The sequence below is a fragment of the Leucobacter coleopterorum genome, from assembly GCF_011382985.1.
Taxonomy (GTDB): domain Bacteria; phylum Actinomycetota; class Actinomycetes; order Actinomycetales; family Microbacteriaceae; genus Leucobacter; species Leucobacter coleopterorum.
The window spans coordinates 1,405,945-1,428,004 of sequence record NZ_CP049933.1 but is presented as its reverse complement, the minus strand read 5'-3'; the positions used below and the strand labels follow the sequence as shown (position 1 = coordinate 1,428,004).

At 61.2% G+C, this 22,060-nt stretch carries 14 protein-coding genes, 1 tRNA gene and 5 pseudogenes; 7 read left to right on the top strand and 13 right to left on the bottom strand.

What is annotated here, in order from left to right; genetic code table 11:
* Nucleotides 1-9: 9 nt before the first annotated feature.
* The 3 genes and pseudogenes from mshC to G7066_RS06630 form a co-directional block, all read right to left on the bottom strand.
* A complete protein-coding gene (mshC, locus tag G7066_RS06640; protein ID WP_166329933.1) occupies nt 10-1,254 on the bottom strand; it encodes a cysteine--1-D-myo-inosityl 2-amino-2-deoxy-alpha-D-glucopyranoside ligase in 1,245 nt (414 codons plus the stop codon).
* Nucleotides 1,251-2,153 carry an undecaprenyl-diphosphate phosphatase gene (locus G7066_RS06635; RefSeq protein WP_166329931.1) on the bottom strand — a complete coding sequence of 301 codons (903 nt, stop codon included), beginning with the start codon at nt 2,151-2,153 and terminating at the stop codon, nt 1,251-1,253. Before G7066_RS06635 ends, mshC begins: the two co-directional genes overlap by 4 nt.
* Before the next feature lie 85 nt (nt 2,154-2,238).
* A pseudogene (locus G7066_RS06630) lies at nt 2,239-3,557 on the bottom strand (M20/M25/M40 family metallo-hydrolase).
* A 159-nt stretch (nt 3,558-3,716) separates the two neighbouring features.
* Between G7066_RS06630 and G7066_RS06625 the strand changes: the two are divergent.
* The 3 genes and pseudogenes from G7066_RS06625 (at nt 3,717) to G7066_RS06615 (ending at nt 6,287) form a co-directional block, all read left to right on the top strand.
* Nucleotides 3,717-4,667, top strand: a complete 951-nt coding sequence (locus G7066_RS06625; RefSeq protein WP_166329929.1) for a metal ABC transporter substrate-binding protein — start codon at nt 3,717-3,719, stop codon at nt 4,665-4,667.
* Nucleotides 4,664-5,419, top strand: coding sequence for a metal ABC transporter ATP-binding protein (locus G7066_RS06620; RefSeq protein ID WP_166329927.1), 756 nt, complete (start codon nt 4,664-4,666; stop codon nt 5,417-5,419). The genes G7066_RS06625 and G7066_RS06620 overlap by 4 nt, the downstream gene beginning before the upstream one ends.
* Nucleotides 5,416-6,287: pseudogene (locus G7066_RS06615) on the top strand (metal ABC transporter permease). The gene G7066_RS06620 and the pseudogene G7066_RS06615 overlap by 4 nt, the downstream one beginning before the upstream one ends.
* Before the next feature lie 230 nt (nt 6,288-6,517).
* On the opposite strand, the gene G7066_RS06605 reads toward G7066_RS06615, so the two are convergent.
* The 4 genes and pseudogenes from G7066_RS06605 to G7066_RS06590 all read right to left on the bottom strand — a co-directional run bounded on the left by G7066_RS06605 (nt 6,518) and on the right by G7066_RS06590 (nt 10,913).
* Nucleotides 6,518-8,434 (bottom strand): APC family permease, encoded by a 1,917-nt coding sequence (locus tag G7066_RS06605; protein ID WP_425280760.1) that lies wholly within the window; start codon nt 8,432-8,434, stop codon nt 6,518-6,520.
* A gap of 66 nt (nt 8,435-8,500) precedes the next feature.
* Nucleotides 8,501-8,878, bottom strand: coding sequence for an ABC transporter permease (locus G7066_RS06600; RefSeq protein WP_166329925.1), 378 nt, complete (start codon nt 8,876-8,878; stop codon nt 8,501-8,503).
* A 27-nt stretch (nt 8,879-8,905) separates the two neighbouring features.
* Nucleotides 8,906-8,990: transfer RNA gene (locus tag G7066_RS06595), tRNA-Leu, on the bottom strand.
* A gap of 115 nt (nt 8,991-9,105) precedes the next feature.
* Nucleotides 9,106-10,913, bottom strand: a pseudogene (locus G7066_RS06590) (DEAD/DEAH box helicase).
* Nucleotides 10,914-11,044: 131 nt separating this feature from the next.
* Here G7066_RS06590 and G7066_RS06585 point away from each other — a divergent pair.
* Nucleotides 11,045-11,776: pseudogene (locus G7066_RS06585) on the top strand (SGNH/GDSL hydrolase family protein); the annotation flags it as partial.
* Nucleotides 11,777-12,176: 400 nt separating this feature from the next.
* Here G7066_RS06585 and gluQRS read toward each other — a convergent pair.
* Complete coding sequence (gluQRS, locus tag G7066_RS06575; RefSeq protein ID WP_166329923.1) at nt 12,177-13,127, bottom strand: tRNA glutamyl-Q(34) synthetase GluQRS; 951 nt, start codon at nt 13,125-13,127, stop codon at nt 12,177-12,179.
* A gap of 77 nt (nt 13,128-13,204) precedes the next feature.
* On the opposite strand from gluQRS, the gene G7066_RS06570 reads away from it, so the two are divergent.
* Nucleotides 13,205-14,551 carry an FAD-binding oxidoreductase gene (locus G7066_RS06570; protein ID WP_166329921.1) on the top strand — a complete coding sequence of 449 codons (1,347 nt, stop codon included), beginning with the start codon at nt 13,205-13,207 and terminating at the stop codon, nt 14,549-14,551.
* A 76-nt stretch (nt 14,552-14,627) separates the two neighbouring features.
* Nucleotides 14,628-15,478, top strand: a pseudogene (gene pdxY / locus G7066_RS06565) (pyridoxal kinase PdxY).
* Between the two features lie 120 nt (nt 15,479-15,598).
* On the opposite strand, the gene G7066_RS06560 reads toward pdxY, so the two are convergent.
* From G7066_RS06560 to G7066_RS06540, 5 genes are all read right to left on the bottom strand, one after another.
* Entirely contained in the window at nt 15,599-15,964 is a 366-nt protein-coding gene (locus G7066_RS06560; protein ID WP_166329919.1) for a fluoride efflux transporter FluC, read from the bottom strand.
* On the bottom strand, nt 15,961-16,410 hold the full coding sequence (locus G7066_RS06555) for a fluoride efflux transporter FluC (RefSeq protein ID WP_244303337.1): 450 nt from the start codon (nt 16,408-16,410) through the stop codon (nt 15,961-15,963). The genes G7066_RS06560 and G7066_RS06555 overlap by 4 nt, the downstream gene beginning before the upstream one ends.
* Before the next feature lie 55 nt (nt 16,411-16,465).
* The gene (locus G7066_RS06550; RefSeq protein WP_166329918.1) at nt 16,466-16,882 is read right to left on the bottom strand and encodes a heavy metal-responsive transcriptional regulator; all 417 of its coding nucleotides are present in this window, start codon (nt 16,880-16,882) and stop codon (nt 16,466-16,468) included.
* A 298-nt stretch (nt 16,883-17,180) separates the two neighbouring features.
* Entirely contained in the window at nt 17,181-19,334 is a 2,154-nt protein-coding gene (locus tag G7066_RS06545; RefSeq protein WP_166329916.1) for a RecQ family ATP-dependent DNA helicase, read from the bottom strand.
* Nucleotides 19,335-19,422: 88 nt separating this feature from the next.
* Nucleotides 19,423-20,175, bottom strand: a complete 753-nt coding sequence (locus G7066_RS06540; RefSeq protein ID WP_166329914.1) for a FadR/GntR family transcriptional regulator — start codon at nt 20,173-20,175, stop codon at nt 19,423-19,425.
* A gap of 411 nt (nt 20,176-20,586) precedes the next feature.
* On the opposite strand from G7066_RS06540, the gene G7066_RS06535 reads away from it, so the two are divergent.
* Nucleotides 20,587-22,038, top strand: coding sequence for an ABC transporter substrate-binding protein (locus G7066_RS06535; RefSeq protein WP_341873878.1), 1,452 nt, complete (start codon nt 20,587-20,589; stop codon nt 22,036-22,038).
* Nucleotides 22,039-22,060: the final 22 nt, after the last annotated feature.

The following is a 22,060-nucleotide window of genomic DNA, read 5'->3' as shown; positions in this document are numbered from 1 at the left end:
CAGGGTCAGCTAGAGCGTCACCCCGAGCAGGGCTGTCACGGCATCCGCGATCAGATTGGGGTCGTCGACGCCACGATCCAGCGCCGCGTCGAGGGTCGCGAGCATCACGGTCGTGTCGAGGTCGTTCGCGAGGGCTGCGCGCAGCTGCTGCAGCACCGCGAGAGATGACGCCGGGTCATCACTCTGACGAGTGAGGCCTTGCTGCCATCCCTTCAACCTGCGCGTCGCGACCTCAAGGTCACCGTCGCTCCACTCCCACTCCGAGCGGTAGTGGTGAGCAAGCAGGCCGAGGCGAATCGCGGACGGATCCGCCCCCGCGTTCAGCAACTTCGAAACAAACACCAGATTGCCACGCGACTTTGACATCTTGTGACCCTGATACGAGACGAGACCAGCGTGGCAATACGCGTGCGCGAGCGGGGTGCCCGAGAGCGCCGTGGCGTGGGCCGCAGTGAACTCGTGGTGTGGGAAGACAAGGTCCTCACCACCGCCCTGCACCGTGAACGCACCACCGAGGGCGCGCGTTGCAATGACCGAGCATTCAACGTGCCAGCCTGGGCGCCCTTCACCGACCGGGCTCTGCCAGCTGGGCTCGCCCTCGCGGGCCGAACGCCACAGCAGAGGATCTAGCGCGTTGCGCTTGCCGGGTCGCTCGGGATCGCCGCCGCGTTCAGCACTCAGCTGCAGCATGACAGCGTGGCCGTAGGGGGCAACATCACCGAGCCGCCACTGCGACGACTGCTGTGCAGCATCAATGTCGAAATAGATGTCGTGTCCGGCAGCACCCTCCGTGGGCACCTCGTACGCAAACCCAAGCTGCTTTAGCTCGCGCACGGCCTCAGCGATCTCGGTGATCTGTTCGGTCACAGCGACGTAGTGCTCGGGCGGGATCATGCCCATGCGGTGCATGTCTGAGCGGAACAGTCCAATCTGTTCTTCCGCGAGCTCCTGCCAATCGACGTTCGTAGCGTTTGCGCGTTCAAGCAGTGGATCGTCGATGTCAGTGATGTTCTGCGCGTACACGGTTTCGATGCCCGCGTCACGCCAGGCCCGCTGCATGATGTCAAACGTGAGGTAGGTGAACGCGTGCCCGAGATGGGTCGCGTCGTAGGGCGTAATGCCGCACACGTAGAGAAGTGCGCGGCCATCAGGAATTGCGGGGTGTTCGAGTCGCTGTTTCGCCGTGTTGAAGAGTTTGGGCGTCAGGCCCTCTCCAGGCAACTCGGGCAGTACTGGCGGAGTCCAGGTTCTCACAGCGCGGCTCCAGTCGTGAGTTCGGCGGACTGAGTCTGAACGGGCGGAGTTTGCCCGCTCGCAGCGGTACCTCCATCGGCCGAGAGCACTCCGGTGCTCAGCAGCACGATGATCGCAGCGCCGACCACCACACGGTAGATGACAAACGGCAAGAAGCTGCCCTTTGAGATGTACTTCATGAAGAGGCCAATCACGAAGATCGCAACGACAAACGCGACCACGGTAGCGACGAGCGTCAGACTCATCGGCGTCTCAGATTCAGGAGCCTTCAGCGCCTTGTACACCTGGTAGAAACCGGAGCCGAGCACGGCAGGGATCGCGAGCAGGAACGAGTAGCGCGCTGCTGCCTCGCGCTTGTAGCCCATGAAGAGACCAGCGGTGATGGTGCCGCCTGAACGCGAGACACCGGGGATCAGCGCGAGTGCCTGGGCAAACCCGTAGATGAGGCCGTGCTTCCACGTGAGCTTTTCGAGCGGGCGCACCTTTTGTCCGACGCGATCTGCGACGCCGAGCAGCAGACCAAATACGATCAGGCTGATGGCGACAAACCACAGCGAACGCAGCGTAGTTTCAATCTGATCCTGAAAGAGCAGTCCGAGCACCACGATCGGCAGCGTGCCGATGATGATCCACCACCCCATGAGCGCGTCGGGATCCTTGCGCGGCACCGATCCTGTGAGCGAACGGAACCAGCGGCCGATGATCCTCACAATATCGCGCCAGAAGAACACAATCACGGCGGCTTCGGTGCCGATCTGCGTGATCGCGGTGAACGCGGCTCCCGCGTCACCAATGCCCATAAGTTCGCTCGCCACCCGCAGGTGCGCGCTCGACGAGATCGGGAGGAACTCGGTCAGGCCTTGCAAAATGCCGAGCAGGATCGCCTCGAAGATTCCCATGTTTCCTTTCACAGCGAGGGGGTCTCGCCCAGCCCAGACTCACGCAAACGTGACAGGGCCGCCGTCAAGAATAGCGGACTGATCCTTAATATGTGCGGAGCAGATCAACGAGGACGCGGTGACCGAAGTCGATCGCGTCAAGAGGCACCCGCTCGTCGATACCGTGGAACATGCCCGGAAAGTCAAGGTCTGCAGGCAACCGCAGCGGGGCAAACCCATAGCCCGTAATGCCAAGCTTCGAGAGCGCCTTGTTATCGGTGCCTCCCGAGAGTAGATAGGGAAGCACGCGCGCCTCAGGATCGTGGCGCTGCAGACTCGCAGTCATCGCTTCGATCAGTTCACCGCCAAAAGGGACCTCGAGGCCGATGTCGGAGTGCATGACCTCGATCTCAATGTCGTCGCCCACGATGCGCTGTACCTCGTCGAGAATTGTCGCCTGATCTGCGGGGATCGCCCGCACGTCGACCAGTGCCTCGGCTGTGTCAGGGATCACGTTGTGTTTGTAGCCTGCGTTCAGCACCGTCGGGTTACTTGTGTTGCGCAGACTCGCGTGAATGAAACCGCCGCCCTTGCCAAGCCGCATCACGAGGTCTTCGGCACCAGCCTCGGTCGGCTGCTCACCCAGAATCGCCGCGAGCGCATCGATGAGTTCACGAGTGGTGTCGCATAAATTCAGGGGCCACTCGTGTCGCCCGAGCGCCGCCACAGCCTCGGCGAGCCTGGTCACTGCGTTGTCCTGCCACACTCGCGAGCCGTGGGCCGCTGTGCCCCGCGCGCGCAGCTTGATCCAATCGAGAGATTTTTCGCCGGTCTGGATCAGATAGGCGCGGGTGCCCTCGACGTCGATCGAGTAACCACCGACCTCGCTGATTGCCGTTGCGGCCCCTTTGAAGAGTTCGGGGTGGTGCTCGACCATGTAGTGGGAACCGAGCTCGCCACCGGCCTCTTCGTCAGCAAAAAAAGCAAGAATCACGGTGCGGCGGGGCACTCACCCGCGCGCAACAGCTCAGCCATGGCGGTCAGGATCATGGCATCCATGTCCTTCATGTCGACAGCGCCACGACCCCAGAGCATGCCGTCCTTGATAACACCAGCAAACGGATCTACCGACCAGTTGACGGGGTCAGCTGGCACAACATCGAGGTGCCCGTGCAACACGAGCGCGGGCAGTTCGGGATCCGTTCCCTCCACTCGCGCAACCACACTCGCGCGGCCCGGGTTTGACTCAAAAATCTCTGGCTGCAGGCCCAGTTCAGTAAGGTACGCGGCCACGTAGTCTGCCGCGGGGCGCTCCGGTTCGGCATCTCCCCCGCCCCTGTTTGTTGTGTTGATACGAATCAGATCGCGCGCGATACGCACCGTTTCAGAGAGCTGCTGCTCATCCTCGCCTGCAGTTGCCAACATGACCCCAAGCGTATCTGGCCGCGGCTGAACGTGGGCGATTTTCCAGCATCATTCGGTTACCTAACGAAAAGTACGGCACCCCTTGAATTGAAGTTCGACATAACGAACAATATAGTTAGCAGTACCCAAAACACGTACACCATTCCGCGAGGAGCACACATGAGCCCCAGCCGGTCTCTACGACACGCAACCGTCTCTGTTATCGCGATTGCGCTCGCGGTTGCACTTTCAGGGTGCGGCGCCAGCAACACCAACAGTGGAAAGAGCGACACAGCCGAAAAGCCGATTGTGTTGACGACGTTCACGGTGCTCGCCGACATCGCCCGAAATGTCGCCGGTGACCACCTGCAGGTGGAGTCGATCACCAAGGTTGGGGCCGAGATTCACGGTTACGAGCCCACCCCCGGCGATATTCGTAAAGCCGCCAACGCCGACCTGATCCTCGACAACGGCATGAACCTTGAGGCCTGGTTTACGCGGTTTGTTGCAGACCTCGACGTGCCGCATGTTGTTGCCTCAAAGGGTGTCGAGCCCATCGACATCACCGAGGACACCTACGCAGGCAAGCCAAACCCGCACGCCTGGATGAGCCCCGTCAACGTACAGAAGTACGTCGACAATATGGTGGATGCGTTTAGCAAACTCGACCCGAAACACAGGTACGATTTCGAGACCAATGGCAAGGCATACAAGGCCAAGCTGCAAGCGGTGCAGGATGAACTGGTCACTCAACTCGACACGCTGCCACAGAAACAGCGAGCGCTAGTGAGCTGCGAGGGAGCATTCTCTTACCTCGCGCGAGACGCGGGGCTCACGGAGCAGTACATCTGGGCGGTAAACGCGGAACAGCAGGCGACCCCGAAGCAGATAGCCGCAGCGATTGAGTTCGTGCGCAAAAACGACGTACCCGCGGTGTTCTGCGAATCGACCGTCTCTGACGCTCCCATGCAGCAGGTGGTCGATGCGACGGATACGAAGTTTGGCGGCACCCTCTACGTTGATTCGCTCTCTGAGTCCGACGGCCCAGTGCCCAGCTACCTCGACCTGATTCGCTACGACAGCGACCTCATCGTTTCGGCCCTGACTGGCACCTCCGGGAGCAAGTCATGATTTCGCCCGCGATCCAGGTTCGCGACGTCACCGTCCATTACGGTGAGGTGCTCGCGCTGGACCACGCATCACTGAGTGTTGCTCCGGGCAGGGTGTGCGGACTCATCGGCATGAACGGCTCCGGCAAGTCGACTATGTTTGGCACCATCATGGGACGCCTGCGACCCGACACTGGCAGTGTGCTGATCAATGGAGAGAACCCCGCAAGGGCTCGCAAGCAAGGCACCCTAGGCTACGTACCGCAGAGCGAAGCGGTCGACTGGGCGTTTCCACTATCGGTGCGTGACGTTGTGATGATGGGGCGTTACGGGGGCATGGGGATCACACGCAGGCCTCGTCGGGCCGACCACGAGGCCGTGGATCAGGCTCTTGAACGGGTTGAACTCACCGAGTTCGCTGGGCGACAGATCGGGCAACTCTCGGGCGGCCAGAAAAAACGTGCCTTTGTGGCGCGTGGGATCGCGCAGGGGGCCACAACACTGCTGCTCGATGAGCCGTTCGCCGGGGTTGATAAGAGATCCGAAGCAACGATGACACGCCTGCTGCGCGAACTCGCGAGTGACGGTGCGACGATCCTCGTATCTACCCACGATCTGCACGCGCTGCCCTCACTCGCTGACGAAGCGGTGCTGCTCATGCGACGGGTACTCATGCACGGCACGCCAGCAGAGGTGCTGCGGCCGGAGAACCTGGCGCTTGCGTTTGGACTTGACGTGCTGGGCCAGAGTGGCAACACCGAGGAGGCAGTATGAACCCCGTCGACTTTTTTCTTGAACCACTGAGCTACGATTTCATGGTGCGCGCGCTCGCTACGGTGCTCGTGGCCTCGATCGTGTGCGCGGTGCTGTCATGCTGGCTGGTGCTAGTTGGCTGGTCACTCATGGGTGACGCAGTGTCACACGCTGTGTTACCAGGAGTTGTGCTGGCCTACGTTGTCGGCGCACCATTCGCGCTGGGAGCGGTTGTCTTTGGCTTTCTTGCGGTGGCCCTCATCGGTGCTGTGCGAGACACCAGCAGAGTGAAAGAAGACGCGGCTATCGGGATCGTCTTCACGTCTCTCTTCGCGCTTGGTTTGGTACTCATCTCAGTGACTCCGTCTCAGACCGACCTCAACCACATCATTTTTGGGAATCTACTCGGGGTGTCGTGGGCGGATCTCACGCAGGTTCTCATTCTCGGTGCCGTCACGTTTGGCATTCTCATCGCGAAGCGCCGCGATTTCACGCTCTACGCGTTTGACCCCACCCACGCCCACGCAATTGGCCTGAACCCCGGATACTCGGAGCGGCACTGCTGGGTCTATTAGCGCTCACCGCTGTGGTTGCGCTGCAGGCGGTCGGCGTGGTGCTGGTGGTTGCCATGCTGATTATTCCGGGGGCCACGGCGTACCTCTTGACCGATCGCTTCAACCGCATGCTGGTGATCGCCCCCGCGATCTCAGCCCTGTGCGCGGTCATTGGTCTCTACGTGAGTTACTACCTCGACACCGCCGCAGGTGGCATGATCGTGCTCACACAGGGGGTCGCGTTTGCGCTGGTGTATTTCTTGAGTCCTCGGCACGGATTGATCGTGACTCGCATGGTGGCGCGTCGAAGGCGTACGCGGGCTGCGGTTACCTAGGAAGCAGCGCTCATCCCTCACCGAGCCAGTCGAGTACCTGTTGCGCGTGGGTGATCGGCGGGAAGATCGGGTAAATCACCTGCTCGATAACCCCATCCAGAATCACGAGAGTGAGCCGTAAGTGCAGGCGTGCGCACCGGGAATCCCGACGAGATGGTCTGCGGTTCCGCCGTCCTGTGGAACAGGCAAGCCTTCTGGAAAAGTGGTGTAATCGGTCACAGCATCTCTCTTTACGCCACGTGCACCCATGGTCGGCACGTATGGTTCGGTTCCGCCTTACGCAGCACCTCGCGCGTCACCGCCGCAACTTCTCCTTCACCGAGCAGCAAAAAGCGAACGAGGTTTGCAAAGGGGTTCTCTTCGGTCCAACGGAAATACACGTGCGGGACTCCTCCTGTGCGATTGCGCAACTCCATCAGCACCGCGGCAAGGGCGTTGGGTGTACTGCTACTCCGCAGAGCCAGCACACGATACCCGTCGTGAATTTCGCCTCGCACCAGAAGCTCTTCCTCAAAGTCAGAGCTATCTCCAATTGTCACTTCAATAAACCACGGCTCAAGGTCTGAGAGATGGTGTGCCTGTTGCGCGTGCAGCAGTTTCAGCGGGTAGCGCGACGCATGCCCGGGTTCATGGGCGATGAGGTCAATACGCTCCCCAGAACGCTCCGCGAGCCATTGTTCAGCCTGTGCATCAAACGTGATCGTCGCGGCGCGCAACTCGGTTGAACGGGCAACCCGCGACACGAAGCTCGTCACCAGAATCCCGAGAATAAAGCACCCTGCGATTTTGATACCCTCAGGACGCTCGACAATGTTTGTGACGGTCGTGTAGAGAAACACCACCGTGATAATTCCAAACCCGATCGTTGCCTTCTTCTGCTTCTGTCGCCTCGCGGACAGCGTCACCGCCACCGCAGCGGAGGTAATCAGCACAAGCACCCCGGTCGCATACGCACCTCCCTGCGCATTCACATCGGCCTGGAACAGAACGGTGATGAGAAAGGCGACACCGGTAAACACGAGCGTGAGGGGGCGGATCGCGCGCGCCCACTGCGGCGCCATGCCCAATCGCGGAAGGTAGCGAGGCACAAGGTTCAGCAGACCCGCCATAGCTGAGGCACCCGCGAACCACAGGATGGCAATGGTCGCAATGTCGTAAGCCGTACCGAAGCCGTCCCCCAGGTACGCATACCCCAAGTACGCAAGCGCACGCCCGTTCGCGGCCCCACCTGCCTGAAACTCAGCCGCAGGAATCAGCATCACTGTCGTAATCGATGAGGCGATGAGTAGCACGCTCATGAGCAATGCTGAACTCGTGAGCAAACGATGCGCACCTCGAATGCGCCCTCGAGGCTCATGTTCGGTGTCCCCCGACTGCCCTTTGATCTGAGGCATGACTGCAACCCCGGTTTCAAAACCGGAAAGCCCCAGGGCCAATTTGGGAAACACGAGGAGGGCAATCCCGATCATGACCAGCGGGCTGCCGTGTTGTGTGGTGAGCGCACCCCACCAATCCGTAATCACAAGCGGCTCGGAGAAGAGATGCATAAACGCGACCACGATCACAGTCACGTTGAGCACAAGGAAGGCGGCAACCAAGTAGGTTGCAATACGTATCGCTTCCGCAAACCCACGCAAGAACACCGCGCCAAGGGCCGCGAGCAGTACCAGCGTGATGACAACCTCTTGACCGTGCAGTGCCTTCGGCACAAACGGATTTTCGACGAAGTGAGCCGTCGCATCCGCTGCAGAAAGCGTCATCGTGATCATAAAATCTGTCGCCGCGAACCCAAGCAGAGCCAAGACAACGAGTTTGCCTCCCCACCGTGGCAACAGCTTCGCGAGCATCGCGATCGATCCCGCCCCGTGCGGGCTTTCACGCGCAACACGTCGATAGATCGGTAAAGCACCTGCAAGAGTCACGATGACGAGCAGGATCGTGGCGAGCGGAGCCAACAGCCCGGCCGCAAGTGCTGCGATCGCTGGCTGATAACCGAGTGTCGAAAAGTAGTCGACACCGCTCAAACACATGACCCGCCACCAGGAGGCCTTTCGGTGCCCCTCAGGCTTGCCGTGCGGACCAGTGTGAGTGCCGGGCGCTTGAGTTGTATCGGCCATAAGCCAGTTGCGGAACCCGCGGGAAGTCATGCTGTCACTCTACTCAGACTCGAATCGCGCACAAGGGGGGCTTGCGCTGAGCGCATCAACTTCACGCTAGCTCACCCTGGACCAGCGGAGGATGCGAGCGGCCGCGTACCGCGAGAGAGTCGCGGTGAGCGCCATGAGTAACCAGGTGATGCCGAGTGGGATGGCTGCATCCTGACCCGCGAGCTGGGCGTTTATGGCGTCTACGAACCGGGTAGCGGGAAAGATCCGCAGTACCGTCTGTACCCCATCAGGAAATACGCTGAGCGGGACGAGCACCCCGGAGGTGGCGAGCACCGTAAGCGTGGGAAAGGGGCTGCTGCCTGTGGCTGCACAGCTACTCGCTGGGTCATGCCGCGCCGATCCTGCGCCGGACCCGTACCGAGCGCCCGTACGCTGCCGGAACTCGGGCGACGCAAAACGCAAAAACTCCCGGTCTGAGAGCAATCTCAGACCGGGAGTTTTCCATTCACGTGCGCGGAGGGGGACTTGAACCCCCACGCCCTAATACGGGCACTAGCACCTCAAGCTAGCGCGTCTGCCATTCCGCCACCCGCGCGAACGATCCGGCCTCCATCAGCCGAACAGAGAATAACTTAGCACGGATCCGAGCGGGTATCGAATCTACTCGGGAATTCGCGCGCGCCGCCCCTGTATGAGCGATTTTCAGAGGTCTACGGCCGCAGCCGCCGTCGCAGCAGATCGATCCGTTTCTGCAACTGCGTCACAGATGCCTGAGCGACAGCGGGCCCGCCACAGACGCGCCGCAGCTCGGTGTGAATGTCTTTGTGCTGCTCCCCCGACACCTTCGCGTACATGCCCACGAGACTCGATAGCAGCTTGCGCTGCTCGCCCAGGGTGCGGTGCAGGGCCCCTGGCTCCTCAGCACGATCGGGGGCGTGCTCAAGCAAACCCTGTTTCGCAGCGCTGCGACGAGCCTGCCGCGCTTGCCGCTGCTGCAGAAGAACCTGCACCTCTTGCGGTTCGAGCACTCCTGGCAGCCCAAGAAAGTCGAGTTCTTCTTCACTCTCGACCTCTGCGTACCCACCAAATTCATCACCGTTGAAGACGGCCCGGTCGAAGTGCGCGTCAGACGCGAGCGCCTGATACTTGAACTCCTGCTCTTCGAGGTCAGACGAGGCACGATCCTCGCGCTCCGCCTCCGCCATCAGCGCGGCCTCGGCGTCCCACATCTCCTCTGCGCTGCCCGGTCCCTCGAGAACGTGGTTGCGCTCCTTCTCAAGCTCCGCCGCAAGCTGCATGAGCGCAGGCACATTCGGAATGAACACCGACGCTACCTCGCCGCGTCGCCGCGAGCGCACAAACCGGCCGATCGCCTGCGCAAAGAACAGCGGTGTTGACGAGCTTGTCGCATACACGCCGACGGCGAGTCGTGGCACATCCACGCCCTCCGACACCATACGCACCGCAACCATCCAGCGCGAATCTCCGTGTGAGTAAGAGTCGATCCGCTCGCTCGCCCCATTGTCGTCAGAGAGGATCAGCGCGACCTCCTCACCTGTCATCTGGTGCAGCAGTTGCGCATACGCTTTTGCAGAGGCGTGATCGGTCGCAATAACCAACCCACCGGCATCGGGGATCTGCAGACGCACCTCGGTTAACCGACGGTTCGCAGCCTCCAGCACCTTCGAAATCCAGTCCCCCGCAGGGTCTAGCGCTGTACGCCACGCCTGCGAGGTGATGTCTTTGGTGTTGCCCTCGCCGAGGCGAGCCTCCATCTCTTCACCAGCCGACGTCTGCCAGCGCATCGCCCCGGCGTAGACCATAAAGATGACGGGACGCACGATGCCGTCAGCGAGCGCCCGACCATAGCCGTAGTCGTAATCGGTGAGCGAAACCTTCGATCCGTCCCCTGCGGCGCATACTGCACAAATGGGATAGGCGCGTCGTCAGAGCGGAACGGCGTGCCGGTCAGAGAGAGCCTGCGCTTCGCCGATCCGTAGGCCTCACGAATCGCGTCACCCCAACTCAACGCGTCACCGCCGTGGTGAATCTCGTCGAGGATCACCATGGTGTCGGAGTGCTCGGTCAGCAGCCGGTGCTGCACCGGTTTCATGGCGACCTGAGCGTAGGTCACAACAACACCGTGGTAGTGGCGACCGTAGCCAAGGCCATCATTGTTCGAGTAGCTCGGGTTGAGCCGAATGCCGGCACGGAAGGCCGCATCTGCCCACTGAGTTTTCAGGTGCTCCGTTGGTGCCACCACGATAATCTGCTGCACGGTGTGATTGGCGCGCAGGATCGCCGCGAGCCTGAGCGCAAACGTCGTTTTTCCTGCGCCCGGGGTCGCCGAAGCGAGAAAGTCTTTTGGTTCTTTCTCAAGGTAGAGCCGAATCGCCTCTTCCTGCCACGCTCGCAGCGTTCCGGCGGTGCCGTGTGCAGCACGTTCTGGGTACGCGGGGGGCAGGTGTTCGGCGGCACTCGTCCCCGGAAGGTGTAGTGCTTGGTCCGAATCTGTCACAACGTTCTAGACTACCTGTGATGGCCGCAAGCACGCTCGCGGTTTACACAGGAGATCCGAAAGGGAGTGTGAAGGTGACGCAGGACCAACCATCCACGCAGCCAGAAGCCCAGATTCCTTGGTCACGTTTCGTGGCACTTGGTGATTCATTTACCGAGGGAGTTGGCGACCCTGACGCAGACAGCCCCGGCGGCCTGCGCGGTTGGGCTGACCGCTTCGCCGAGGTACTCAGCGACTTGAACGAAGACTTTGCTTACGCCAACATCGCGGTGCGGGGCAAGCTCATTCAGCAAATTTCGGACGAGCAAATTGAGGCCGCACTAGATCTGCGCCCCGACCTGATCAGCTTGTGCGCCGGTGGCAACGACGTGATTCGCCCGGGCTCCGACCCAGACGAGGTCGCCGCGAAGCTCGATCGCATGGTGGCGCGCTTGAGCGAGACTGGAGCCACGATCTTGCTTTTTACCGGGGCCGATGTTGCGTTTCAACCGGTGTTCCGTTCAATTCGCGGCAAAGTCGCAATTTACAACGAAAACGTTCGCAAGGTCGCAAAGAAACACGACTGTATCGTCGTAGACCAGTGGGCCATCGAGGCTCTTCAAGATGAACGGTTCTGGGCGGGTGATCGCCTCCACCTGAACGCCCTCGGGCACCACACCATTGCGCGGGCTGCTCTTCAGGAACTCAACATTCCGAACAGTCTAGAGCCACTTGATCCTCCGTCTCTCCCCGTACGCAGTTGGCGACAGGCTCGCAAAGAAGACGTGGTCTGGGCCCGCGAGCATTTTGTACCCTGGGTCGTTCGACGGATTAAGCAGGTATCCTCAGGCGACGATATTGAGCCCAAGCGCCCCAGCCAAGCTCGGTTCGTATCGGGCGACACTCCTAGTAAGAACAATTCGCAGAGAGATAGGGTGGACAACATGGCAAACCTCACAAAGCAGCTCGCAGAAACTGTGACCAAGGTGGGCGTTCACGCCGCCTTTGGCGATCCAGTTGACGTAGACGGCACCAAGATCATGCCCGTGGCTTGCACAGGCTACGGCTTTGGGGGTGGCGAAGGTGGCGGAGCCGCAGGCATGGGAGGCGAAGATGACGCTGAAGCCCAAGGTGAGGGTTCCGGTGGTGGCGGCGGTGGCGTGGCTATTCCCGTCGGGGCCTACGTGACACGCGACGGCGTGACCCGTTTTGAGCCGAACATCATCGCACTTCTTGTCGTTGGTGCCCCGTTTGTGTGGGTTGCTGGTCGCGCGCTGGCGCGAGTTATTCGTGCATTGAAGCGGTAGCGATTCCGTTCCACGTCCAAGGAGTCTTGGGGAGCAGATCCGCATCGAAACGGGCGAGCAGTTGCGTGGCGCTCACCGTTTCTTCAGGGCCCGCTAGATTCAGGGAACGCGCGAGCAGTGTGAGCACTTGCTCGGGGTTCGCTCCCTGATCCTGCAATTGCCTCAGCGTCACCGCACCGTCGCGTTTGGCGAGACGTGCACCGGTCGGGCCAAGCACGAGGGGTACATGGGCATACTCGGGCTTGAGCAGTCCCAGCAGTTGATGGAGCAGGATCTGACGCGGCGTCGAACTCGCGAGATCGTCACCACGCACCACCTGGTCGACCCTCATCGCCGCGTCGTCTACAACAACCGCGAGATTGTAAGCCACCGTGCCATCTCCGCGGCGCAGCACAAAGTCATCGATGTCACCGCACACAGTGCCGAGCAGCCGATCCTGGAACTCCATCCGTGTGAGTTCACGCGGAGCCCGCAAACGCAGGGCTGGTAGGCGTGGATGAATCGTGGCTCGCGCCGCCGCACGCTCAGCGTCGCTGCGATCACGACAGGTTCCTGGATAGGCGCCAGGCGGTGCGTGCGGTGCAGTCGGTGCCGCCAGAATGTCTCGCCTCGTGCAGGTGCACTCGTATACGAGGTCGCGCTCTCGCAGTTGCTCGATCGCGGCTTCATAGGCGGAGCCTCGCTCCGTCTGCCACACCAGGTCGCCGTCCCAATCGAGGCCGATGCTTGCAAGGTCTGCTAGCTGGCTCTCGGCGTTGCCGGCGTCACGCGCGCGATCCAAATCTTCAATGCGCATCATAAAACGACGACCGCTTGAGCGCGCAAACAGCCAGGCGAGCAACGCGGTGCGTAGATTGCCAAGATGCAGATCACCCGAGGGACTGGGAGCATACCGACCGGCTCCGTCTGCTGCGGGCGAAAAAGACATGACATCATCTTCCCACGCGCAGATAGTCTGAAGTCACCGGCCTCTGCCCAAAATACCCCCTCGGTGAGGAGATCAGCGTGGAAGAACTCGATATTCTGCATCGTGCCCTTGGAAGCCGTTTGGTCACCGAGGCGGCAGAGATAGCAAAGTATGCCCGTGATTCCTCTCGGGAGCTTGTCGCGGGTGCCGCGCAGGCGGTCGTGCTAGCTGAGTCCACCGCCGACGTCTCCGCCGCGCTCTCCTGGGCAAACGCGGCGAAAGTGCCAGTGAGCGTGCGCGGGGCCGGCACCGGCCTCGCTGGCGGCGCGGTCGCCTACGAGGGTGGCATCATCATTTCTCTCGAGCGTATGAACCGCATCCTCAGCCTCGATGTTCCGAATCGTCTCGCCGTGGTGGAGCCCGGTGTGATCACGGCAGAGCTCGATGCTGCGGCTCATCAGCACGGGCTCTTCTTTCCGCCGGATCCGGCAAGCGCTCGCACCTCAACCGTTGGGGGCAATATTGCCACCAATGCCGGCGGACTGCGCTGCGTCTCACACGGGGTCACTTCGGACGCGGTTGCGGCCCTAGAGGTTGTACTCGCCGACGGCCGCATCATGCACACGGGCGCTCGTACCCGCAAAAACGTGGTCGGGTTTGATCTCACGAGTCTGCTCGTGGGATCCGAGGGCACCCTCGGTGTGATCACGGCCGCGACAGTGAGGTTGAAGCCAGTGGCACCGGGCACACCCCGCACCTTTCGCGCGGGCTTCCCGACGCTGGAGAGCGCCGGAGATGCGGTCACTGCAATTGTGAATGGTGCCGCTCAGCCCGAGGTACTTGAGTTGATGGACGCTCTCAGCATCGAGATCGTCGAGTCGTACTTTCCAAGCGGACTCGTTGTGCCCGAGGGCGCGATGCTCGTCGGGCAGACCGTGGGCGTCGATGCTCAGGCGAAGGCAGAGGCGATTACGCGGACTTGCCTGGACGCCGGCGCAAATGAGGTGGAGATCTCGGAATCGGACTCGCTACTTGAGGCTCGCCGACTCTCGAACCCCGCGCTGAACGCGCGCGGACTGAAGCTTTCCTGCGATGTTGGCGTGCCAATCGCCGCTCTCTCAGAGGTGTTTCGCGGCATCGGAGAGATCTCGCGCCAGCATGGCCTCAGAGTGTCCACTGTTGCGCACGCTGGCGACGGCAATCTACACAGTGCCGTCGAGGCACTCGACACGCCCGACGGCATTCTCGCGGCCGACGCCGTGCTTGACGACATTACACGCCTGGCGCTGACACTCGGCGGCACGATCTCTAGCGAACACGGCATCGGCTCGGTGAAGCGCCACGAACTCCCGTGGCAACTCGACGCCGTCACACTCGATGTGCAGCGGGCGATTAAAGAGGCGCTCGATCCTCATGGAATTTTGACACCGGATCGTGCAATCTAGCACTCCTGCAACCCAAGTGGTCCACTCCCCTTCAGCCCCGGTGGTCCACCACGTGGACCAGTGGCAGGATCGGAGCATGCGAATCCTCTCAATCCAGTCGCTGGTGTCCTATGGTCACGTCGGTAACTCGGCAGCAGTCTTCCCTCTGCAGCGCATCGGCGTTGACGTCATGCCGGTGCCCACCGTCTGCTTCTCGAATCACACCGGCTACGGTGCGTGGAGCGGCCCTATGCTCAGCGGCGACAACGTTCGTGAGATCGTTTCGGGCATTGAGGATCGAGGCGGCCTTGAGAACGTAGACGCGGTTCTCTCCGGGTATCAGGGTGGCAACGACATCGGAGACGCGATCCTCGACGCCGTCGCTCGCGTCAAGAAGCACAGCCCCAACGCTATCTACGCCTGCGACCCTGTGCTCGGCAACGCCACTTCGGGCTGCCATGTTTCACCCGAGGTGCAAGACCTGATTCGGGATCGGGTCGTACCGCACGCTGATCTGATCGCACCAAACCAGTTTGAGCTTGGCTTTATCACCGGCACGTCACCCGACTCACTGTCTTCGACGCTTGAGGCCGCTGACAAAGCCCGCGAGATCGGACCACGCACGATCCTGGTCAAGAACGTTGTGCGCCCGGATCGAGATCCCGACACCATCGAAATGCTCACCGTCACCGACGACGGTGCGTGGATCGTGCAGACCCCGCAGCTGCCTGGTAAAACCAACGGGTCGGGGGACGTCACGACGGCGCTCTTCACGGCCCACCTGCTGCGCTCGGGGACGCCGCAGACGCACTCGCGCGCACGGCTTCAAGTGTTTTCGAGCTGCTTGAGATCACCGCTGCGTCGGGCCAGCGTGAACTGCAACTCATCGAGGCGCAGGAAGCGTATGCCAACCCGAGCATGCGCTTCACTCCGACAAGGGTGCGCTGAGCCCCCCCCAAAAAAAAGTGGACACTCCCGCGAGATCGCAATTTTACATGCTTCAAGGCGGGCAAATCATGTCATTTTGCACTCTCGCGCCTAAGTTTTGCAAACAGGACCGGACCAGCCCTAACCTCGGACGAGCAAGATCCCTACGACCGAGAGCGCGACGCTCGCGACGAGCATGCCCGGGCCGTTAAGCAGCCCAGCCCAGTAGCGCTTCGCCAACACCAACCTCACGCTGTCAATGCTCGCCGTGCTGAACGTCGTATACCCACCGAGCAAACCGATCGCGACGATGCGCGCAACGTCGCCGTCGAGTGCGAGCCCCGTGAGGCATCCGAGCACGAATGATCCCGAGAGATTCACCAGCATGATTCCCCAGGGGAATCGAGGCTTCAGCAGAGCGGTGACCACCGAATCGATCGCGTAGCGAGCCGCAGCTCCAATGCCACCCGAAACGGCAACCGCGAGGGCGAGGCTGATACCGTTCATGAGACAGCCTCGGTGGTTGTCGGTTTGGCGCTGCTGAGTCCGGGCCGACGCAGTTTTTTAGCGGCCAGGATCCCGAGCCAACTGGCGATGCCTCCAAGCACTAGGGTAAGCACACCATACGCGGTCCCAGCCAGCACCTCTCCCTGCCCGAGCATCAAGGCAATATCCGTCGCTAGCAAACTGTAGGTCGTGTATCCGCCCAGAACCCCTGTGCCAAGCAAGAGGCGAGTTATGCGTCGCGCACCCGTATCTGTTCCACGGAGGGCAAGCGCTTCAAGTAGAGCACCAAGCAAAAAGGCACCACTGAGATTAATGATCAGGACGCCGAACGGTAGCCCAGCCACCTCTCCAAGGGCTTCAGAGAGGCCGTATCTGCCGAGCGTTCCAAGTGTCCCGCCAAGCGCAACGAGCCCGAGGTCGGCGAGCATCGCGGTCGTGGTTCTCACGTGGTAATCGTAGCGGTTTCGAGGGCGGGGCCGCGAAGCCACCCCTCCCTTCATTTCAGGCTGTTGCGTGTGATGAGGACTCAGCCAGCGCGGTGACAATAGGACAGGGACTCAACGGATCAATGCACTCAGCATTCAGCAGCGTTTCAATGGCTGCCCGCGTGCGCTTAAGATCGGCGATACGCTCATCGATTTCATCGAGCTTTGCGGAGGCAACCTCAACCACCTCGTCTCGCCTCACGTGCCCGTGTCGAACCCCGGTTGGATAGGCGGCGAGCTCTTTGAGCTCTGAAAGTGTGAACCCCAGGGCCTGACCGCGGCGGAGAAATCTCACGTACTGCAGCGCGTCATTGTCGTAATCGCGGTACCCCGCTTGCGTTCGGTCAGGCTCGGGAAGCACCCCGTGGCGTTCGTGATATCGAACGGTCGAAACCTTCACCCCAGCCTTTCTCGCAATTTCAGCGATTCTCATTGTTCTACCCTAAACCTCACGCCAGGCGGGGGCCTTTGCTCCGCTCTCGCTGTGTTCTCGTTTCGGCGCGAAAAGCACTGATGACGGCCACACCCTGAACAACCGCCAAACACCAACGGCGCGGTAAACGGCAGTGCAAAGGCGAAGGTTATGAGCAGATCGTATACAGCGGATACTCGGACAACGGTTAATGCACGTTTTTCTAACATGCTCCGATCATGAGCCCTGCACCCCGGTGCAGGGTCAAATCGCAGCCAAGTCGCAGTCAAATCGCACTCAAGTCGCGAGAGCTGAGAAGCTACGCCGTCGCCGCGAGCGCGAACGGCAGCACCGCGGTTGCACCAGCTTCTCGCAGGCGCATGCCCGCGACGGTCATTGTCCAACGGCTGTCAACTCTGTCGTCTACGAGCAGGATCGGACCACCACTCAGACGAGTGATCGCGCTGGCGAGTTCTTCGCCCACGGCGAGCCCGCCCCACACCGCGGCGAGCCGATAGGGACTGTTGCCGCCCGAGTCTCCGCTTGGTCCGTCTCCGACCAGACTCAACTGCCCAAGGTAAGGCAGCCGCCCGACCCGCGCGAGCCCGCTCGCAACCGACTCGACAAGCTGCGGGCGGGTGCGCGAAGGCACGCTGACGATAGCGACTGGTCGCTCCTGCCAGTTCCACTCCGCAAGCACACGAACACAGGCACCGAAGATCGACTCCGAGACCGAAGCATCAAGCGTGTGCGGCGCGAACAGATCCCGCAGCGTGTTTCCCCAGCCCAGGTCGGTGAGTCGCGCAATTGCACGCCCCGGTTCAAGCTGCTGCTCCGGTGTGATCTTGCCACGCACCGGAGCCCCGTTCAGGAGCACTCCCAGCTGCGCCGCCCCGGTGGGCCACTGCTTCCGAGGTTCGATTTCAACCGATACACGGTCGAGCGACGAAGCAGCGGCGTGCGCCGCCTCGTCTGCGATGCCAACCGCATACCAGGGCCCCGCGCACCGATCACAGCGACCACACGCCGCAGCTGTGTCATCATCGAGATCACGCTGCAGAGTGGCCATGCGACACTCGCCGGTGCGCTGATACTCGATCATGGAGCTTTGCTCGGCGATGCGCGCCTGCCGAATGCGATCATAGCGCTCAGCGTCGTAGTGCCACGGTGAACCCGTCGCAATCCACCCGCCCTCAACCCGCCGCACTGCGCCATCAACGTCGAGCACCTTTAGCAGCAGTTCGAGCGGGCTACGGCGAAGATTCACACGAGTCTCGAGTGCGGGAGTCGAGAGCGGCATGTCACTCAACGCGGCAAGCACTGCCTGCGCCCGTGCTTCGTCGGGCATAGAGGCTGTCGCAAAGTAGTGCCAGATCTCTCGGTCTTCGTTTCCCGGCAGCAGCAGCACGTCGGCGCGATCAGTGCCACGCCCGGCACGCCCCACCTGCTGGTAGTAGGCAACGGGAGAGGATGGTGCTCCCAGATGCACCACAAATCCCAGATCGGGCTTATCAAATCCCATGCCGAGTGCGCTCGTCGCGACGAGCGCTTTCAGCTGGTTGTCTTTGAGCAGGCGCTCGGACTCCTCGCGCTCGTCGTTGTCGGTGCGCCCGGTATACGCGCGCACCGTGTGCCCTGCCTCCCGAAGCAGCCTGGCTGTGTCTTCGGCAGCGGCAACGGTCAGGGTGTAAATGATGCCGCTACCGCTGAGCTCGCCCAAATGGCTCAGCAACCAGCCCAGTCTGTCGCGGGAGTGCGGCAGTTCAAGCACCCCGAGGCGCAGCGAAGCGCGGGCGAGCGAGCCGCGGATCGTGACGACGCTGGCACCACCAAGCTGCTCTTCAACATCGGTCACCACGCGCGCATTCGCTGTCGCCGTTGTCGCAAGCACAGGAAGGTCTGGAGGTAACTGTGCAATTAATTCGGCAATACGCCGATAGTCGGGTCTGAAATCATGGCCCCAATCTGAAATGCAGTGTGCCTCGTCTACCACCAGCAGGCCTATGCGCTCAAGAAGCGAGGGTAGTTGCTCGTCTCGAAACCGCGGATTGTTCAATCTCTCAGGCGAGACCAGAAGCACATCCACCTCGTCGCGGGCAAGCGCGTCGCGAACCGAGTCCCACTCGTGAGCGTTCGCAGAGTTGATAGCGACGGCCCGCACACCTGCCCGAGCAGCCGCGGCTACCTGATCCCGCATCAGCGCAATCAAAGGAGATACCAACAGCGTTGGCCCGGCACCGCGACGGCGCAGCAACAGCGTCGCAATAAAGTACACCGCCGACTTGCCCCAGCCTGTGCGCTGCACCACGAGCGCGCGGCGACGGCCCTGCACCAGCGTCTGAATCGCCTCAAACTGACCGTCATGAAACCGCGGACCAGAAACACCCGTGAGCTTCGCAAGTATCTCAATGGCCTCGTGCTGCAGGCCCGAAGCGCTCAGTGGGTGTGTTTCCGGGGTGTGCGTTGTTTGCATGCCATCATCATTCCAGCAGCCGCCGACATTTATGCAAGCTTTCACACGCAAGAACACGCAAATTTATGCACGAGCTCCGCCAAAACCCTTACTCAGCCAGCAGTGCGAGCACTTGTCGATCTGCTTCGGAGTCGAGCAGCGGCGCGAAGCGTTCAGCGACGGCGCGTCTCGCGATCCTGCCCGCAAGCTGGGCATCACGCGCGGCGATAGCGTCAAAAAGCCCACGGTCAATGTCAGCAGACGCAAGCTTCACACTGTTATCGAGGCCTGATCCCTCGGCGTCACGCTGCATGAGCCCGCGCAGTACCCCCGAGACGGCCTGTCCGCTCATCTCAAGGATCCCATTGCCACTCGCGGCCCAGATTGCCTCGTGAAACTCAAGGTCCGCGTCGGCGAAGTCTGAGGCGTTTTCGGCGGCGGCCGCGGTCATCCGTTCGACGGCGACACGCATACGCTCAAGCTGTGTGGCCGTGTGGCGGAGCGCCGCGAGTTTGCAGGTTGATCCTTCAAGCACCACACGATACTGCACGAGTTCCGCGACATTCAGCGCATCGGTTCCCACCATTGCACGAATCGAGCGAGTCAGGTTCTTTGAGGTTGGTGCCAGCACCTGGGGACCACCGCGTGTGCCAGGCCGAGATTCAATCAACCCCATACTCTGCAGAATCCGCAGCGCCTCGCGCACGGTTGGGCGACTCACACCGAACTGCACCATCAGGTCTCGCTCGCTTGCGAGCTGCGATCCAACCGGGATCGCCCCCGACACAATTGCCTGCTCGATCTGATCCACGATGCGCTGGTAGGTGTGCACGGGAACTGCCGGTTCAAAATTGTGGGCCATCGTCTGGGGTCTTCCTGCTGGGCGAGATTCACTGGGCGAGATTCACTGGGCGAGTTTCACTGAGCGAGATTCACTTGGTTACCTTCACACCGGCGCGAATTCGGGGCGCTCCGAACTCTACACATCGTAGCGCGCCGTTATGACCCCCACTAAGTGGCCTTACCATGTATCCTGGTTTAAATTCGGCCAACGTTCGAAAGGATTGTGCACGACTCTCCTAATATTGGATCTCACAAGGACCCTGCGGAAGAGTCGGCGAGCACCGCCGCTCAAGTCACACACCGTCCCCTCCCAATTTCGCGCGGCTCTGCCGTCACTCAACTCACTACAGGAAGCAATGATGCGACGACGCAAATCTCCCCTCCTCATTACCGCAGCAGTGCTCACAGCAGGATCCCTGCTGCTCGCAGGTTGCTCCGCTGGTTCGACAAGCTCGAAGGACACCTCAGACGGCAAGACGCCAACCACGGCAACAATCGCTCTCACCGGCACCCCACGAACCTCGACTTCACAACGACCGCGGGTGCGGCGATCCCGCAGGCGCTGATGTCGAACGTGTACGAGGGCCTTGTTGAGGTCAACCAGGAGGGCGAGGTCATTCCGCTCCTCGCAAAAGAGTGGAAGCTCAGCGACGATCGCAAGACCTACACGTTCAACCTACAAGAGGGTGTGACGTTCTCGAACGGCGACCCCTTCACCGCAAAGGACGTCAAATTCAGCTTCGACCGGGTCAAGTCAGACTGGGTGTCGAGCCTGAAGGCCAAGATGGACGTTGTTGACAACGTCGAGGTCGTCTCTGACACCGAGGTCGCCGTGCACCTCAAGCAGCCATCAAACGCGTGGCTCTTCAACATCGCCACCCCGGTCGGTGCAATCTTCTCGCCGAACGGCGTGAAAGATCTCGCAAACACCCCCGTTGGCACCGGCCCCTACGCTGTCGAAAAGTGGACTCCCAACGAGAGCATCGTGCTCAAGACTCGCGACGATTACTGGGGCGCAAAGCCCGGGGTAAAGCAGGTCACGCTGAAGTACTTCGCCGACGCAACGGCAACAACCAACGCACTGCAGACCGGTGACGTTGATGCGATTGCGAACCTTCAGGCCCCCGAACTGCTCAGCTCATTCGAGTCCAACGACAAGTTCCAGGTCATCACCGGCACGTCGAGCGGCGAGGTCACACTCTCCATGAACAACCAAACGGCACCGTTTAACGACAAGCGAGTTCGCCAGGCTGTGCTCTATGCGCTCGACAAGCAGGCGATCATGGATACCGCTTGGAACGGCTACGGCACGCTCACCTCGACGCTTGTCACCCCGACCGATCCGTACTACGAAGATCTCAACAAGGTGTATCCCTACGACCCCGCGAAGGCCAAGAAACTACTGAAAGAAGCTGGAGCCGAGAACCTCAACATCACCTACACGGTTCCCACTCGCCCCTACGCCCAGGCCGTCTCAGAGATCGTCGTTTCGCAACTGAAGGATGTTGGCATCAATGTGACGATCAAGTCCTCCGAGTTCCCTGCAGTCTGGCTCGATGATGTCTTCACGAAACACGACTACCAGATGACCACCGTGCTTGCCGTTGAGGCTCGGGATCTGCTCACAGTGTTCAACGACCCCAACTACTACATTGGCTACGACAACTCGGTGATCGCGCCGATTGCCGCTGAGGCCGACGCCGCAGACGAGGCCGGATACGTTGCGGGCATGAAGAAGGTCGCCCGTCAGGTTGTTGACGACGCAGCATCGGGTGTGCTGTTCCTCTTCCCGAACATCGTGGTGGCGAAGGCTGACCTGCAGGGTCTCCCGAAGAACGCCATCGTCGAATCGCTCAATCTCACCGAGCTCAGCTGGAAATAACGAGCTGGAAGTACTCTCCCCC